Genomic DNA, 16,547 nt, shown 5'->3' with positions numbered 1-16,547 from the left:
ACGGCGCTAGCCCACCGGCCAGCGCCCCGCCCCCTCCGGCAGCGCTGGCAGGCTGGCCCGCAGCATCTCGTCGATGAACGCGGCCGGTCGCAGCCGCCCCTCCGGCTTGTACCACTGCACCGTCAGGTTCATCGCCCCCAGCACACAGCGCTTGATCACGCGCGCATCGCCGCGCAGCACGCCCGCGGCTACCGCCGCCGCCACCGCCTCCTGCCACATGGCCTCGTAGCGATCGCTCAACACCTTGACGCTGGCCTGGCTCGGCGCCGACAGGCTGCGCCACTCGTAGACCAGCGCGTTCATGGCATCGCCGCCGGCGCCGTGCAGCATGCTCCACATATGCACCCGGAACAACGCCGCCAGCCGGTCGGCCGGCGCCTGGTACAGCGCCAGGGCCTGGCGGCCCGCATCCAGCACTTCCTGGATGCCGTTGTTCATCACCGCCACCAGGATTTCCTCCTTGCTGCGGAAATGGTGGAACAGGCTGCCCGACTGCAGGCCCACGGCCCGCGCCAGTTCGCGCACCGTGGTGCGTTCGTAGCCATGCTTGCGGAACAGCCGCGCCGCCGTCAGGATCACTTCCGCGCGGCGCAGCGATTCCGCGCCGTCCTCGTGCCCGGCCGGCGCCGCGCCCGGCCCATCCCTGCCGATCCGGCTCATAGGCGTTCTATGATCGTCGCGGTCGCCATGCCATGGCCGATGCACATGACCTGCAGGCCGAACTGACCGTCGCTGGCGCGCAGCCCCGCCAACATCTTCGCCATCAAGGCCGCGCCGGTCGCGCCCAGGGGATGGCCGTGGGCGATGGCGCCGCCCCACGGATTGACCTTTGCCGGGTCCGCCCCCAGCGTCTTCAGCCAGGCCAGCACCACGCTGGCGAAGGCCTCGTTGATCTCTATCCAGTCGATATCCGCCAGTCGCAGGCCGGCGCGCGCCAGGGCCTGCTCGGTCGCGGCAATGACGCCCGTCAACTGCAACACCGGGTCCGAGCCGATCGTCACGCGCGCGCGGAAACGCGCCTGCGGCAGCAGCCCATCGGCCAGCGCCACGGACCGATCCGCCAGCAGCACCGCCGCCGCGCCGTCGGCCAATTGGCTCGACTGCGCCGCCGTCACATTGCCCTGGCCCGGCGCGCGCAAGGCCGGCGGCAACGCGGCCATCTTGGCCGGATCGGCGTGCTCGCGTATGCCCTCGTCGCGCGCCGGCGTGCCCGGCGGACCAGGCAGCAGCTCAGTGTGGCGTCCAGCGCTGGCGGCGGCCCAGGCGCGCGCATGGCTCTGCATCGACCAGGCATCCAGCTCGGCCCGGCCCAGTTGCCACGTTTCGGCGATGCGTTCGGCGCTCTCGATCTGGTGGATCAGCGGATAGCGCTGCAACAAGCCGGGATTGAGCGATTCGAAACCGCGGAATTCGCGCTGGCCCAGCGTCACGTCCAGGAACATCGGCACGCGGCTCATGCTCTCGACCCCGCCGGCGACCACGTAGCGCATGTCGCCGGCCGCGATTGCCTGCGCCCCGGCATGCACCGCCTGCTGGCTCGATCCGCACATGCGGTTCAGGGCCACGCCCGGCACCGTCTCCGGCAGGCCAGCCAGCAGCGCCGCCAACCGGCCGATGTTGGCGCCCTGCTCACCCGCCTGGCTGACACAGCCGGCGATCACATCATCGACCTGGCCGCCAGGCAATCCGGCGCGCGCCAGCAATCCCTGTATCACCTCGGCCAGCAAGTCATCGGGCCGCTTTCCGGCCCACCAGCCGCCGCGCCGCCCGAACGGCGTGCGCACCGCCTCCACGATCACCGCTTCGTTCATGCTGGCGTCTCCTCGGCGTAAAGCCGTTCGATTTCATCCGCATAGGCGCGGTAGATGCTGGCACGGCGCACCTTCATGGTCGCGGTCACCTCGCCATCGTCGTGGTCCAGTTCCTTGGTCAGCAGGTGAAATCGCTTGATCTGCGCCACGGGCGCCAGCCCCGCGTTGGCGCGCGCCACTTCCTCGGCCACCAGTTCGCGCACCTCGGCGCATTCGGCCAGCGAACGGAAATGGGTAAAGGCGATGCGGCGCGATTCGGCCCACTTGCCGACCGTCTCGAACTCCAATTGGATCAGCGCCGCCACGTAGCGCCGGCCGTCCGCGACGATCACGCATTCCTTCACGTAGGGGCTGCCCTTGACCGCATTCTCGATCTCGGACGGCGTCAGGTTCTTGCCGCCCGCCGTGATCATGATGTCTTTCAGACGGTCGACGATACGCAGCTGGCCGTCGCGCACCTCGGCCACGTCGCCGGTATGCAGCCAGCCCTCGCGCACCGTCTCGGCGGTCGCGGCATCGTTCTTGTAATAGCCGGCGAACACCATCTCGCCGCACACCTGTAATTCACCCTGCTCGCCCAGGCGCCAGTCCACCCCCAGGATCGGCTCGCCCACCGTGCCCGCCCGCACGCGGTCCGGATGCTGGCCGAAGATCATGCCGGTCGACTCGGTCAAGCCATACACCTCCACCAGCGGCACGCCGAGATTGCGGAAGTAACGCACCACCTCGGGCGCGATCGGCGCCGCCCCGGTCATCGCCACCCGGACCCGCCGCAGGCCGATGAAATTTTGCAAGGCGCGCAGCACCAGCCAATACCACAGCGCATAGGTCAGCCGCTCGCCGGGACCGCGCTGGCGCGCCGACTTGTGCGCGAATGGCGCGCACGCCGCCAGCGCGCGCCGGTACAACCATCGCTGCAATCGGCCCGCTTCCTGCATCTTGATCGAGATCGACGCATGCAGCTTTTCCCAGATGCGCGGCACGCCCAGGAACACGCTCGGCGCCACTTCGCGCAGATCCTCCTGCACGGTGCGGATCGATTCGCCGAAATTGACCTGCGCGCCCAGGTAGATCGGCACAAAGGTCGACAGCATCTGCTCGGCCACGTGGCACAGCGGCAGGTACGACAGATGCACACTGCCCGCATCCATGCCCAGCCGCTCGGCAATGCCGGGGGCCACGCCGCGCATGTTGCGATAACTGAGCATCGCGCCCTTGGGCTTGCCGGTCGAACCCGAGGTGTAGATCATCAGGCCCAGGTCATCCAGCCCCTGCGTGTCCAGCAACTCATTCAGCGCCTGCAACCCTTCCGCCTCCAGCCGCTGGCCATCGGCCTCCAGCTCGGCAAAGGCGATGATGCGCGCGCGCTCGGCCGGCGCGTAGGAACGCAGGCCCTTGGTTTCCATCACCACAATGCGCCGCAGCAGCGGCAGCCGGTGCGCCACCTGCAACACCTTGTCGGTCTGTTCCTGGTCCTCGCACACCACCAGCTCGACGTCGGCATGCTCCAGCACATAGCCCATTTCCTCGGCCGGGCTGGTCGCGTACACCCCCACCGCCACGCCGCCGACGGCGCCCGCGCCCAGTTGGGTCAGTAGCCACTCCAACCGGTTCTCGGCGACCACCGCCACGCGTCCGCCGCGCGACAGCCCTGCCGCCTGCAGCCCCAGCCCGACGCGGCAGGCGCGGCGCCAATAATCCGCCCAGGATACCGGCCGCCAGATGCCAAAGTCCTTCTGCCGCACCGCAATGGCGGCCGGCTGCCGCCGCGCCTGCTCGCGCAACATCTGCGGCAGGGTCAGCGCCGGCCAATTGTCCGGCGCGAAGCCGGCGGCTGCAGGCGCCGGCTTCATGACAGCCAGCGCTTGCGGCGCTTGTAGTGCTTGATGTCGCGAAAGCCGCGCGCCTCGCCCGCGCCTCCCACGCCCAGGTAGAACTCGCGCACGTCGGGATCGGCCGCCAGCTTCTCGGCCGAGCCATCGATCACCACCTTGCCCGTTTCCATGATGTAGCCATAATGCGCCACGGCCAGCGCCACAGACGCGTTCTGCTCGACCAGCAGCATCGACACCCCCTGCTCGCGGTTGATTCGGGCGATGATGGTGAAGATCGCCTCCACCAGCATCGGCGACAACCCCAGCGACGGCTCGTCCAGCAGCATCAGCTTGGGCTGCGCGATCAGCGCCCGCCCGATCGCCAGCATCTGTTGCTCGCCCCCTGACAGATAGCCTGCCAGGCCGCGGCGGCGTTCGTACAGCCGCGGGAAATAGCCATACACCAGGTCGAAGTCAGCCTTGGCGCCGGCACGTCCGCTCAGCGCATAGGTCGCCGCCACCAGATTCTCCTCGACCGACAGGTCCTCGAACACGCGGCGCCCTTCCATCACGTGCGCCAGCCCGGCGCGCACCAGGTTCTGCGGCCGCGCGCCGGCGGTGTCGCCGCCGTCGAACAGGATGCGCCCGCGCGCCAGCTCGCCGTCCTCCAGGTCGAGCAGGCGCGACACCGCCTTCAACGTGGTCGACTTGCCGGCGCCGTTGCTGCCCAGCAGCGCCACGATGGCGCCGGCCGGCACCGACAGCGACAGGCCGCGCAGCACCTGCACCGCCTTGTTGTAGACCACCTCGATGTTGTTGATGTCCAGCACCGTGGATGGCGACGCATCGTATCCGGGAATCACGGGCGCCTCACTGCAGCACGATCCAGTCGGAAGCCGGCACCATCTGCTTCTGCTTGGTATCGGCGCGGTAGATGCGGCCCACCGGAATCGAATTGCCCTTGATGCTGATCGGCACGCCGATCAGCCCGCCGGTGTCGAAGTCCTTGATGCCCTCCAGCGCCGCCTTCATGTTGGCGCTGGTCAGCTCCTTGCCCGCCTCCAGCGTGCGCTTGGCCACCTCGGAGAACAGCATCGCGGCCAGGAAGCCCTGCATGTAGCCGGTGCTCTGGTATTGCGGCCGCATCTCGCGGATCTTCTTGAGCATCGGCGCGTCCGCCGCCTGGTCGTAGTAATAGCGGTACGGCATCACGCCCATGAAGCCCTCGGCGTCCTCGCCCATCTGCATCACGGTGGAGTTGTCCATGGTCCAGAACGTGCCCATGTAGCGCGTCTTCAGGCCCATGCGCTTGCCCTGCCCGACGAACTCGGGAATCGGCGCCAGCACGTAGCCGTGGAAGATGGTGAAGTCCGGATCGGCGCGGCGCAGCTTGATGACCTCGGTCGACACGTCCACGCTGCCCGGCGGCGTCATGATCTCGGTGGCCACCGTCAGCCCCAGTTTCTGCGCCACCGCGCGCGAGCTGGCGATCGGGTCGCGGCCGAACTCCGTGTCCGAATACACGAACGCCACCTTGGCGCCCGGCTTTTCCTTGGCGATGTAGCGCAGCAGGATGCCGAACATCTCCGTGTAGTCCGGCCCCAGCATGAACTGCGCCGGATACTTGGCCGGATCGTTCAACTCGGTCGCGAACGAAGCGCCCGTCATCAGGATGTTGCCCGAGCGGTTCAGCTCGGCATTGATGGTCTTGGAAAACCCGGTCGAATCGCCATAGTAGAAATTGACCTTGTTCTGGCTGGTGATCTTCTTGAAGGCCGCCACCGACGCGTCCACCTTGTAGGCGGTGTCCTCCGGCACGTAGCGCAGCTTGCGGCCCTTGATGCCGCCCTGCTCGTTGACGATCTTGACGTAGTCGGTGATGCCGGCATGAATGCCCTGCCCGGCGAACGCGAACACCCCGCTCAACGGGATCGAGCCGCCCAGCACCAGGTCCTCCTCGGCCTGGGCCGCTGGCGCCGCGGCCAACGCCAATGCCACGCCCAAGGGCGCCAGCAACTTCGATAAACCGCTGCCTATCCGGATGCGCTTCATGGTTTCGTCTCCTGGTTCTCTTGGGAATGGCCCTCTACGTGCGGAAAGGCCAGAGGTGAAAAAAGCGGCGCACGCGGCGCCAGATTTCCGCGAGCCCGTGCGGCTCGAAGATCAGAAAGCCCACGATCAGCAGGCCGAACACGATGGTGCGCACCGGCGAAATCAAGCGCAGCGCGTCGCCGCCCACCGGCAGCCAGCCCACTACCAACTTGAGCAGCTCGGGCACCATGGTCATGAACACGGCGCCCAGGATGGCACCCAGTATCGATCCCATGCCGCCCACGATGATGGCGGCCAGGAAGAAGATCGACATGATCAGCGGAAAGCTCTCCGGCGTGACCACGCGGAAGAAATACGCCCACAGGCCACCGGCCACGCCCGCGTAGAACGACGACAGGCCGAACGACAGCAGCTTGTAGCGCAGCAGGTGGATACCCAGCACCTCGGCCGAAATGTCACGGTCGCGTATCGCGATGAACGCGCGGCCGATGCGGGTGCGGAACAGGTTGGCCGCGCCCAGCACCATCAGCGCCGTCAACGGCACGATCAGCCAATAGATCTTGAACGACGTATCCAGGTCTATCCCCAACAGCCGCGCCGGCGGCACCTGCAGCCCGCCCGTGCCGCCGGTGAAGGCCCAATTCGCGAACACGAAGTGCGCGATGAAAGATGCCGCGATGGTCGAGATCGCCAGGTACAACCCCTTGACCCGCAGCGACGGAATCCCCACCAGCAGCCCGCCCAGCATCGCCACCACGCCGGCCCCCAGCAGATTCAGCAGCACCGGCGTGCCCAGCCGCAGTTCCATCACCGCCACCGTGTACGCGCCCAGCCCCATGAAGGCGGCCTGCCCCAGGCTCACCAGCCCGGTGTAGCCGGTCAGGATGTTCAACCCCGTGGCGCTGGCCACATTGATCGCCACCAGGCACGCCAGGTACAGCCAATAGGCGTCGGCCACGAACGGGAACAGCGCCAGCGACGCCGCCAGCAGCGCCAGCCACAGCCGCTGCGTGCGAGTGTCGAACAGCGCCTCGTCGGCCCGGTAGGTCTCTTTCGCGGTCGCGATGCGCATGGCTACAGCCTCTCGATTTCGCGGGTGCCGAACAGCCCGTAAGGCCGCATCATCAGCACCGCCACCAGCACCACGAAGGTCGCCAGCAATTTGTATTCGCCGCCCAGGTAGGCGCCGGCCCAGGCCTCCAGCAACCCGATGAAGATGCCCCCCACCAACGCCCCCGCCACGCTGTCCAGTCCGCCCACGATCACCACCACCAGCACCGACAGGCCGAACACGCCCATTGACGACGAGATACCGCCGATCGCCCCCACTATCACGCCCGACACCGCCGCGATCGCGCCCGCCGCCGCCCACGACAGTGAAAACACCCGCGGCACGTTGATGCCCATTGCGTACGCCGCCCCCTGATCCGACGCTGTGGCCCGCAACGCCACCCCGCCGCGCCAGTAGCGGAACACCGCCAGCACGAACAAGGCCAATGCCAGGGCCACCCAGAAGCCGTAGAACACCTTGGGCGCGACAAACGCTTCACCCAGCATCACCGGCGCGCGCGGCATGAATTCCGGCAACCGGCGCTGGTCCGCCGTCCAGATCAGTTCCACCACGCCCACCAGGATCGAGGCCAGCCCCACGGTGATCATGAACACCGAAATCGGCGATTCGCCCAGCATCGGCCGGATCGTGACGCGCTCTACCAACGCGCCCAGCGCCGCCGACAGCGCCACCGCGCCGGCAATCGCCGCCCATACCGGCCAGGCCATGCCGGCGGCAAAGGCATAGAACACATAGGCGCCCATCATCAGGAACTCGCCGATGGCGATGTTCACCACCCGCGTCGCCTTGTAGACGATCACGAATGCCAGCGCCGCCAGCGCATACAGGCCGCCGCTGCCAAGCCCGGCCAGCGTCACTTCCAGGAAGAACAGGCCGTCCATCAGGCCGCCTCGCGCAGCCGCCGGCGCAGGTCGCCGACGTCACCCGCGCCCAGGTAGGCCTTGATGACCTCCGGATTGGCCTGCACCGCAGCGGGCGTGCCATCGGCGATCACCTGGCCGAAGTTCAGCACCACCACATGGTCCGACAGGTCCATCACCATGCCCATGTCGTGCTCCACCATCAGCACCGTCACGCCCCACTCGGCGCGCGCATCGAGGATGAAGCGCGCCATGTCGTCGGTCTCCTCGCGGTTCATGCCCGCCACCGGCTCGTCCAGCATCAGCACCTTGGGCTGCATCGCCAGCGCCCGCGCCAGCTCCACCCGCTTGCGCAGCCCGTACGACAGCGCCGCCACCGGCGCATGGCGGATGTGGTCGATCTCCAGGAAGTCGATGATGCGTTCTTCGATATCGGCGCGCAGCGCCATCTCCTCGCGTCGCGCCCGGCCCAGGTACAGCAGCGCGTCGAGCACATTGGTGCGCAGGTGGGCGTGGCGCCCCAGCTTGATGTTGTCCAGCACCGTCATGCCGCGGAACAGCGCGATGTTCTGGAAGCTGCGCGCCAGCCCCAGGCGGGCGCGCTCCGGCGCCGCCACGCGCGAGATGTCGCGGCCCAGGAAGCGGATGGTGCCCGCGGCCGGCCGGTAGAAACCCGAGATGGTGTTGAACAGCGAGGTCTTGCCCGCGCCATTGGGGCCGATGACCGTGGTGATGGATCCCGGCGCGACGCGAAAGCCCACGCCCGTGAGCGCCTTGACCCCGCCGAACGCCAACGTGACCCCATCCACCTCCAGCAAGGGAGGGCTATCGGATTGATCCACCTTTGTCTCCTCGCTGTTTATCGCGAAGCTGTTTTTCTATTGGCGGTGAATCAGCGTAGCCCCGAGGCAGGCGATGCGGCGAACCTGTCTTTACCTACGCTGTACAGCGCCGGAAAATCGTTCTATGCGTTACGCTTGCGTGGCGGACGGCAACCGAGCAAGCGCTTGGTTGCGACCATAGCATCGTGGTTTTTGGATCGAAAGTTGGTATTTACCCGATAACGGAGACAAGCCATGACCCCACCCATTCCAGCCTTTCCAACCCTGCAGGTTGAAGCCGGAGACGGCATCGCCACGCTGACGCTGAACCAGCCCGCCACGCTCAACGCCATCGACGTCGCCATGGCGCTGGACCTGCAACGCGCCGCCCAGTGGCTCGAAACGCGCGCCGACATCCGGGTGGTGCTGCTGCGCGGCGCCGGCAAGGCCTTCTGCGCCGGCGGCGACATCACGCTGTTTGAAGGCGACGTCAACGCGGTGCGGGCCAAGCTGCTCGACCTGTTCACGCCGCTCAACGATTTCGTCGCGCACGTCGCGCGCATGGACAAGCTGTGGCTGGCGCAGATACACGGTGTCGCGGCCGGCGCCGGCCTGTCGCTGGCGCTGGCCTGCGACCTCGCGATCGCCGAGGCCGACACGCGCTTCATGACGGCCTACCTGAAACTGGGCGCCACGCCAGACGCCGGCATGACCCATGGCCTGAACCGCCTGCTCGGCCCACGCCGCGCACTCGACCTGCTGCTGCGCCACGACGCCTTCAGCGCCGCCGATGCGCACGCCTGGGGGCTCATCAACCGCGTCGCCGACGCCGGCCAGCTCGCGCCACAGGCCCGGGCCTACGCGCAACAGCTCGCCAGCCACGCGCCGCACGGCATCGCCGGCGCCAAGCATCTTTTGCGCAACGCCGCGCACGCGCCGCTGGAAACGCAACTGGCCGAAGAAACCGCCTGCTTCCTGGAAACCGCGCGGCGCGAGGACTTCGCGGAAGGCGTGCGCGCCTTCCGCGAAAAACGCGCACCGCGCTTCCAAGGCCACTGAAGCGCGCGCGTCAGAACTTGTAGGTGACGCTGGCGATAACGCTGCGGCGCGCGCCGTACCAGCAATCGCCGCGCGACAGGCACGTCGCCAGGTAGGTCTTGTCGGTCAGGTTGTTGACGTTCAAGGCATAGCGCCAGTGACTGGTCTCGTACGCCATCATGGCGTCCACCAGCCACACCGGCGCCAGCTTGGGCCCATCGCCATCGCGGAACGACGCCATCCAGCGCGTGCCCGCGCCCACCGTGAAGCGCCCGTCGAGGTTGTCGAGCGCGAAACGGTAGCGCCCCCACGCCGCGGCCTGGTGACGCGGAATCCCTTCCAGTTGCGGATCCAGGTCGATGTAGTTGTAGTGCGCGATCACGTCGAACGATGACGTCACCTGGCCGCGCCATTCCAGCTCCAGGCCGCGCGTGCGCGTTTTGCCGGTCTGGATGTTGTTCAACGCCGCCGTTGGATCCGGCACCAGGCGGTTCTTCTCGCGCAGGTCGTACACCGACGCGGTGGCCAGGTGGGCGCCATCCGCCGACTGGTACTTGACGCCGGCTTCCCATTGCTTGCCGCGCAGCGGCTTGTACAACTCAGGCACCGCGCCATCCGGCGTATTGCGCGTGGTGCTGGCCACCGGCGTGAACGATTCGCTGTAGCTCAGATAAGGCGACCAACCGTTGCTGGCCGCATACATCAGCCCGAATCGCTTGGTGGTGGCCTGGACCTTGTCCGTATCGCCACCCTCGAGCTGGCTGCGCGCGCGGTCATGGCGCAGGCCGGCCGTCACGATCCAGCGCTGGCCGATCTTCATCTGGTCCTGCAGGTAGAGGCCCGTCTGGCGCTGCGTGAAGCGCGGCTCGCCGGTCAGCTCGGGGATATAGCCATTGCCATACACCGGATCATAGGCATCGATCGTATCCTTGCCGCTGCCGCTCTGGCGGTCGCGCCGATAGCGCGACCAGTCCAGCCCCAGCAGCAGCTTGTGCGTCACCGCGCCGGTGCTCACCTCGCCGGTCAGGTGCTGGTCCAGCGTGTCCATGCGCACCTTGGTGATGGTGTCATCGGCATAGCGGCCGATGATGCGCTGGTTGATCGGATCATCGGCCCAGCCGCCGGGCACCGAGAACGCATCCGCGTAGTGCGTGAAGTACGTCACCTTGTTGTTGGCGTGGCGGAAACCCTGGCTGAACGACCACTTGTCGTTGAACTGGTGCTCGAACAGCCAGCCGAAACTGCGGCGCTCGGAATCGTAACGGTCATGGTCCGGCTCGCCGATGAAACGATAGGTCGGAATCATGCCGTTCGGATTCGGTGTGCGCATGCCCGACCACGGCATGAACTGCGCGGTCGAACCCGACTTGTCCTTCTGGTACAGCGCCTGCAGCGTCAGCGTCGTCGCCGCGCTTGGCCGCCAGGTCAGCGACGGCGCCACCAGCGTGCGGTCGTCCGGCACATGATGCACCTGGGTATCGGCATCGCGCTGCAACGCCACCAGGCGGTACAGCCACTGGCCATCCTCGGTGACCGGCCCCGTCAGGTCGACCTGCGCCTGCTTGCGCCCATGGTTGCCCACCTGCACACCGACTTCGCGCTGCGCCTCGGCCAGCGGGCGCTTGCTGACCATGTTGATCAGGCCGCCCGTGCTGCCCTGGCCATACGTCATGGCCGCCGGCCCGCGCAGCACCTCGATGCGCTCCAGCATGTACGGATCGGGACGGGTCGTGCTGGTGTAGTAATCGAACGCCTGGCGCATGCCGTCCAGGTAGACATCGACATCGGTTCCGCGCACCCGCACGCTGTCGCTGCGCGAATCCAGGCCGTAGGCGTCGGAGCGCACGCCGGCCGCATAGCCCAGCGCCTCCTGCAGGCTGGTGGCGCCCTGGTCCACGATCTGGTCGCGCGGCACCACCGTGATCGACTGCGCCGTCTCGTTCAGCGGCGTGTCCGTCTTGGTGGCGGTGGCCGAACGAGTGGCGGCATAGCCCAGCACCGGGCTGGTCGCCGTCTCCGCGCTACCCTCTACCTTGACCGACGGCAACGTGGTCGGTTCGACGGGCGCGGACTGCGCGACCAGCGCGGCCGGCAGCAGGCTCAACGCCGCCGCCAGACTGGCGCGGCGGGACATGGCAGGATCAAACATCGACGTGGCTCCCCTTGATGAATTTTGAAGAGCCAGATGTTAATGTTTCTCGTTATTGAAATCGTTCCTTTTCCCTACAAAAGGAAAGACTTCCCCTGTTTACAACAGGCCACCCACGGGCAGCGCCCCCCAAGCGCCCCGCCCCATCAGGGAAAACGACAAGAAAAAAAGGCGCCCCAAAGGGCGCCCCGACGGCACGCTGGCGGCTCAAGCGCGCGCGGCGCGCAATTCCACCGCCTTGGCCCAGCGCCGCGCCACCGATGGCGAGGTCGCGCACGTGGCCGACTCCGTCACCACGCGCACGGCGCGTTCGAGCAACTGGATATCGGCCTCGTGCTGGCGCGCCACGTGGGGATCCTCGAAGAAGATGACCCGCTGGCACTGGTGCTCCAGCACCAGTTCGGCGATCTGCGCATCGCCGCCCAACGGTCCGCTCAGGTACCGGTGCACCCACGGCGTGTCCTTGGGCCAGCCGCGCGACCACGCCAGTTCGTTCAGGCGGCCGCCGGTGGTGCCGGTGGCCACGCGCCGCGCGAACTGCGACAGCACATCGAAGTGCTCGGCCGCGAACGCCACCATCTCGTCCTTGAGCGCGTCGTGCGCGATCAGCGCCAGCGTCTGGCCGGTGTAGTTGAACAGCCGCGACGCCGCCATGTCCGGCGCCAGGCCCGCATGCACGCGCTCGACCTCCATCCACTCGATGGCGCCGGCCAGCGTCGAGATGAATGGCCGGCCATGCGTGATGCACTGGCGCTTGAGCGCCAGCGCCTCGGGAAAGATCGACGACGGGTCCACCGGATCGATCAGGTAGATCGCGCCATCGAACGGCTCCTGCCCGTCGCGGCCCTCGGTCACGCGCGCCACCAGCTTCATCAGCCCGCCCTCGCGGCCATACGGATAGCGGATCAGGCCGGAATAGCCTTGCAGCATGCCCTCGCGTACGATCGCATCGTGCGTGCGCCCCACGGTATGCAACTGCACGCCCAGTTCGCGGATGGTGGACGAACAGGCCCGCAACCAGGTGAACAAGGCGGCATCGGGCGTTTCATGGTGCAGTCGGTTGGCGGCCAGGCCAAAGCGCAATTGGGCAGCGGGCATCGGTAGACTCGGATGGCAAGAACAACGAAAAGAGTCTTGATGATACCCCGCGGCCGCGCTCCTCAAAGCAAAAACGCTCCCCGAAGGAAGCGTTTCACAGGCGGATCAGTCGGCCTCGTCGATCCAGGCCATCTGGATGGCCTCCAGGATCTTCTCGCCGCTGCGTTCCGGGTCGTCATTGAAACCGGGCAAGGCCAGCACCCATTCGCGCAACTGCGTGAAACGCAGCGTCTTGGGGTCGACGTCCGGATGCGTATCGGCCAGCGCCTCGGCGATCTGGTAAGTATCGGTCCACTTCATCAATGGCCCTCTTTCGCGTGGTTGATGGTGTACTTGGGAATCTCCACCGTCAGGTCGGCATCCGCCACCCGCGCCTGGCACGACAGGCGCGAAGTCGGCGTCAGGCCCCAGGCCTTGTCCAGCAGATCCTCTTCGTCGTCGGTCGCGTCCTCCAGCGACGAATAACCCTGCTTGACCACCACGTGACAGGTCGTACACGCACACGACAGTTCGCAGGCATGCTCGATGTCGATGTGATTGTCCAGCAGGATGCGGCAGATCGACACGCCCTTGGGCGCGTCCTCGATCACGGCACCCTCGGGGCAGTAGTCGGGATGAGGCAGTACGGTCAGTTTCGGCATAGCGTCTTATCAGGCGATCTCGTCAAGTTTGCGGCCGGCCAGCGCGGCGCGGATGCTGCGGTCCATGCGGCGCGCGGCGAATTCATCGGTCGCGGCCGACAGGGCCTCGACCGAGGCCTTCACCGCGTCCACGTCCTGCGCCTCCTGGGCGCGGGTGGCCGCCTGCAGGCATTCATCGACCCGTTGGCGTTCCTCGGCGTTCAGCAGGTCGCCGTCGACCGCCAGCGCGGCCTGCACCGACTCGACCAGTTGGCGCGCCTCCACCTGTTGCTCTCGCAGCATGCGGGCGCGCGCATCGTTGTCGGCCTGCGCCACGCTGTCGGCCAGCATGCGCGCGACCTCATCGTCACTCAGCCCATACGAAGGCTTCACCGACACCGCCGCCTCCACGCCCGTGCTTTGCTCACGCGCGGTCACGCTCAGCAGACCGTCGGCGTCCACCTGGAACGTCACGCGGATGCGCGCGGCGCCCGCCACCATCGGCGGAATGCCACGCAATTCGAAACGCGCCAGCGAGCGGCAGTCCGTTACCAAATCGCGCTCGCCCTGCAGCACGTGGATGCTCATGGCCGTCTGGCCATCCTTGAACGTCGTGAATTCCTGCGCGCGCGCCACCGGAATGGTGCTGTTGCGCGGAATCACGCGCTCGACCAGCCCGCCCATGGTTTCCAGGCCTAGCGACAGCGGCGTGACGTCCAGCAGCAGCCAGTCCTCGCCTGGGGCGCGGTTGCCGGCCAGCAGATTGGCCTGCAGCGCGGCGCCCAGCGCCACCACCTGATCCGGATCCAGGTCCGTCAGCGGCTCGGCGCCGAACATCTCGCCCACCGCGGCACGCACCACCGGCATGCGCGTGGCGCCGCCCACCATCACCACGCCGCGCACGTCGGCGGGTTTCAGCGCGGCGTCGCGCAGCGCCCGGCGCGCGCTATCCAGCGTGCGCTGCACCAGCGGCTGCGCCAGCGCCTCGAACTGCGCGCGGGTGAGCGTGTGATCGATGACCTGGCCATTGGCCAGCGTCAGTTTCAGCGTGGCGTCCTGCGCGTCCGACAGCGCCTCGCGCGCCGCGCGCGCCGCCATCAGCAAGCCGCGCCGGTCGACGTGCCTCAGGTCGGTGGCGCCCGCGGCCGTCACCACGTGATCGACGATAAGCGAATCGAAGTCGTCGCCGCCCAGCGCGGTATCACCGCCGGTCGAGATCACTTCGAACACGCCCTGCGTCAACCGCAGAATGGAAATATCGAAAGTGCCGCCGCCCAGGTCATAAACGGCATACACGCCCTCGGCGGCATTATCCAGGCCGTAGGCGATCGCCGCGGCCGTCGGCTCGTTCAAGAGACGCAGCACGTTCAGGCCGGCCAGGCGCGCCGCATCGCGGGTGGCCTGGCGCTGGGCGTCATCGAAATAGGCCGGCACCGTGATGACGGCGCCCACCAGGTCGTCGCCCAGCACGTCCTCGGCGCGCTGGCGCAGCACCGCCAGGATCTGCGCCGACACTTCCACCGGGCTCAGGTCGCCCTGCGCGGTGCGGATGCGCACCATGCCTGGCGCATCCACGAATTCGTACGGCGCGCGCGTGGCGCGCGCCTCTTCCAGCGAGCGGCCCATGAAACGCTTGACCGACACTACCGTATTCAGCGGGTCCTCGGCCTGCTGCGCCAGGGGCTCGCGGCCCGTGGTGACCTTGCCGCCAGGGAAATAGCGCACCGCCGAGGGCAGCAGCACGTGGCCCTGCGCATCGGGCAGGACTTCGGCAACGCTGCTGCGCACCGCAGCAACCAGGGAATTGGTGGTGCCCAGATCGATGCCCACCGCCAGCTTGCGCTGGTGCGGCGCGGGCGATTCACCGGGCTCGGATATCTGCAATAAGGCCATGATTGTTTTTTCTACTCAGTAGGCGGCGAAGTCCGGGGCGCCCCGCGGCCGGGCCTTGCCCGGTCCCGTTGGCTAGGAATCGGGATGGGCGTGGGCCAGCTCTTGCGCCAGCTTCTCCACGAACATCCATTCCCGCACTTTCAGGCCCGCGGCGGCGTAGTCGCGCTGTTCGTCCAGCAGGCGCGTCAGTGCCGCGCGCATCTGCTGCCGGGCTTGCTCCAGCTCGGCCCGCAGCGCGGCCAGGACGCCGGCGTCGTCGCGCGCATCATCCATCATTTCGCGCCAGGTCATCTGCTGCATCAGGAAAGCCGTGTCCATCGACGTATTGCTCTCGGTCTGCAGATCCACGCCGGCCTGTTCGCACAGGTAGCGCGCCCGCAACAGCGGATCGCGCAACTGGCGATAGGCTTCATTGGCGCGCGCCGCCCACTGCATGGCCACGCGACGTTCCGCGGGGCTGGCGGTGGCAAAGCGGTCGGGATGCACCTGCGCAGCGACGGTGCGCCACGCCGATTCCAGCGCCTGGGCGTCCAGGTCGAAACGTGCCGGCAAGCCGAACAGGCTGAAGTGATCGTCTCCAGCCAAGACTTACACCGTGAACGACTCGCCGCAGCCGCAGGTCGCCTTCTCGTTGGGGTTGCGGAACTTGAAACCTTCGTTCAGGCCTTCGCGGGCGTAGTCCAGCTCGGTGCCGTCCAGGTAGGCCAGGCTCTTCGGATCGACGAACACCTTCACGCCAAAGCTCTCGAACACCTGGTCCTCGGGCGCCGCGTCGTCCACGTATTCCAGCTTGTAGGCCATGCCGGAACAACCCGTCGTCCTAACGCCGAGGCGCAAGCCGATCCCCTTTCCGCGCTTTTGCAAGTAGCGGCCGATGTGGGTGGCAGCCTGTTGGGTCAGGGTAACGGACATGTTCAGCTCGCAACAGCTTCGGCCGGAACCGAATGCTTTTCCTTGTAGTTCTGCACGGCGGCCTTGATCGCGTCTTCGGCCAGGATCGAGCAGTGCACCTTCACGGGCGGCAGGGCCAGTTCTTCGGCGATCTGCGTGTTACGGATGTTCATGGCTTCGTCCAGCGTCTTGCCCTTGACCCACTCGGTCACGAGCGAGCTGGAGGCAATGGCCGAGCCACAGCCATAGGTCTTGAAGCGCGCGTCCTCGATGACGCCGGCTTCGTTCACCTTGATCTGCAGCTTCATGACGTCGCCACAGGCCGGCGCGCCGACCATGCCGGTACCCACCGAGTCGTCCGACTTGTCGAACGAACCGACGTTGCGCGGGTTTTCGTAGTGATCCAGGACTTTGGTGCTGTAAGACAT

The 16,547-nt window shown here is 67.2% G+C and carries 17 protein-coding genes; 1 reads left to right on the top strand and 16 read right to left on the bottom strand.

Annotated features, from left to right (window positions below; genetic code table 11):
- Nucleotides 1–6: 6 nt before the first annotated feature.
- The 8 genes from AC6LKG_RS01100 to AC6LKG_RS01065 are packed head-to-tail and all read right to left on the bottom strand — an operon-like array spanning nucleotide 7 to nucleotide 8,427.
- Entirely contained in the window at nucleotides 7–660 is a 654-nt protein-coding gene (locus tag AC6LKG_RS01100) for a TetR/AcrR family transcriptional regulator (RefSeq protein ID WP_498162061.1), read from the bottom strand.
- On the bottom strand, nucleotides 657–1,811 hold the full coding sequence (locus tag AC6LKG_RS01095) for a thiolase family protein (protein ID WP_498162059.1): 1,155 nt from the start codon (nucleotides 1,809–1,811) through the stop codon (nucleotides 657–659). The genes AC6LKG_RS01100 and AC6LKG_RS01095 overlap by 4 nt, the downstream gene beginning before the upstream one ends.
- Nucleotides 1,808–3,664 (bottom strand): AMP-dependent synthetase/ligase, encoded by a 1,857-nt coding sequence (locus AC6LKG_RS01090; RefSeq protein ID WP_498162057.1) that lies wholly within the window; start codon nucleotides 3,662–3,664, stop codon nucleotides 1,808–1,810. Before AC6LKG_RS01090 ends, AC6LKG_RS01095 begins: the two co-directional genes overlap by 4 nt.
- The gene (locus AC6LKG_RS01085) at nucleotides 3,661–4,455 is read right to left on the bottom strand and encodes an ABC transporter ATP-binding protein (RefSeq protein WP_498162134.1); all 795 of its coding nucleotides are present in this window, start codon (nucleotides 4,453–4,455) and stop codon (nucleotides 3,661–3,663) included. The genes AC6LKG_RS01090 and AC6LKG_RS01085 overlap by 4 nt, the downstream gene beginning before the upstream one ends.
- A 40-nt stretch (nucleotides 4,456–4,495) precedes the next feature.
- Nucleotides 4,496–5,677 (bottom strand): ABC transporter substrate-binding protein, encoded by a 1,182-nt coding sequence (locus AC6LKG_RS01080; RefSeq protein ID WP_498162056.1) that lies wholly within the window; start codon nucleotides 5,675–5,677, stop codon nucleotides 4,496–4,498.
- Nucleotides 5,678–5,711: 34 nt separating this feature from the next.
- A complete protein-coding gene (locus tag AC6LKG_RS01075) occupies nucleotides 5,712–6,749 on the bottom strand; it encodes a branched-chain amino acid ABC transporter permease (protein ID WP_498162054.1) in 1,038 nt (345 codons plus the stop codon).
- A gap of 2 nt (nucleotides 6,750–6,751) precedes the next feature.
- Entirely contained in the window at nucleotides 6,752–7,630 is an 879-nt protein-coding gene (locus tag AC6LKG_RS01070) for a branched-chain amino acid ABC transporter permease (protein WP_498162053.1), read from the bottom strand.
- Entirely contained in the window at nucleotides 7,630–8,427 is a 798-nt protein-coding gene (locus AC6LKG_RS01065) for an ABC transporter ATP-binding protein (RefSeq protein ID WP_498162132.1), read from the bottom strand. The genes AC6LKG_RS01070 and AC6LKG_RS01065 overlap by 1 nt, the downstream gene beginning before the upstream one ends.
- Before the next feature lie 258 nt (nucleotides 8,428–8,685).
- Between AC6LKG_RS01065 and AC6LKG_RS01060 the strand changes: the two genes are divergently transcribed.
- Nucleotides 8,686–9,489, top strand: coding sequence for an enoyl-CoA hydratase/isomerase family protein (locus AC6LKG_RS01060; protein WP_498162052.1), 804 nt, complete (start codon nucleotides 8,686–8,688; stop codon nucleotides 9,487–9,489).
- 10 nt (nucleotides 9,490–9,499) lie between these two features.
- On the opposite strand, the gene AC6LKG_RS01055 is transcribed toward AC6LKG_RS01060, so the two are convergent.
- From AC6LKG_RS01055 to iscU, 8 genes are all read right to left on the bottom strand, one after another.
- Nucleotides 9,500–11,602, bottom strand: a complete 2,103-nt coding sequence (locus AC6LKG_RS01055; RefSeq protein ID WP_498162051.1) for a TonB-dependent siderophore receptor — start codon at nucleotides 11,600–11,602, stop codon at nucleotides 9,500–9,502.
- A 222-nt stretch (nucleotides 11,603–11,824) separates the two neighbouring features.
- Complete coding sequence (locus tag AC6LKG_RS01050) at nucleotides 11,825–12,715, bottom strand: methylglyoxal synthase (RefSeq protein ID WP_498162050.1); 891 nt, start codon at nucleotides 12,713–12,715, stop codon at nucleotides 11,825–11,827.
- A 105-nt stretch (nucleotides 12,716–12,820) separates the two neighbouring features.
- Complete coding sequence (gene iscX, locus AC6LKG_RS01045) at nucleotides 12,821–13,015, bottom strand: Fe-S cluster assembly protein IscX (protein WP_006395859.1); 195 nt, start codon at nucleotides 13,013–13,015, stop codon at nucleotides 12,821–12,823.
- Nucleotides 13,015–13,356 (bottom strand): ISC system 2Fe-2S type ferredoxin, encoded by a 342-nt coding sequence (gene fdx / locus AC6LKG_RS01040; RefSeq protein ID WP_498162049.1) that lies wholly within the window; start codon nucleotides 13,354–13,356, stop codon nucleotides 13,015–13,017. The genes iscX and fdx overlap by 1 nt, the downstream gene beginning before the upstream one ends.
- Before the next feature lie 9 nt (nucleotides 13,357–13,365).
- A complete protein-coding gene (gene hscA / locus AC6LKG_RS01035) occupies nucleotides 13,366–15,228 on the bottom strand; it encodes a Fe-S protein assembly chaperone HscA (RefSeq protein ID WP_498162047.1) in 1,863 nt (620 codons plus the stop codon).
- Nucleotides 15,229–15,300: 72 nt separating this feature from the next.
- Entirely contained in the window at nucleotides 15,301–15,813 is a 513-nt protein-coding gene (gene hscB, locus AC6LKG_RS01030) for a Fe-S protein assembly co-chaperone HscB (protein ID WP_498162046.1), read from the bottom strand.
- Between the two features lie 3 nt (nucleotides 15,814–15,816).
- Entirely contained in the window at nucleotides 15,817–16,140 is a 324-nt protein-coding gene (gene iscA / locus AC6LKG_RS01025) for an iron-sulfur cluster assembly protein IscA (protein ID WP_006386172.1), read from the bottom strand.
- 2 nt (nucleotides 16,141–16,142) lie between these two features.
- Complete coding sequence (gene iscU / locus AC6LKG_RS01020; protein ID WP_006386173.1) at nucleotides 16,143–16,547, bottom strand: Fe-S cluster assembly scaffold IscU; 405 nt, start codon at nucleotides 16,545–16,547, stop codon at nucleotides 16,143–16,145.

The sequence above is a fragment of the Achromobacter sp. 46006 genome (assembly GCF_059761975.1).
This window is presented reverse-complemented; position numbering and strand designations above follow the sequence as displayed.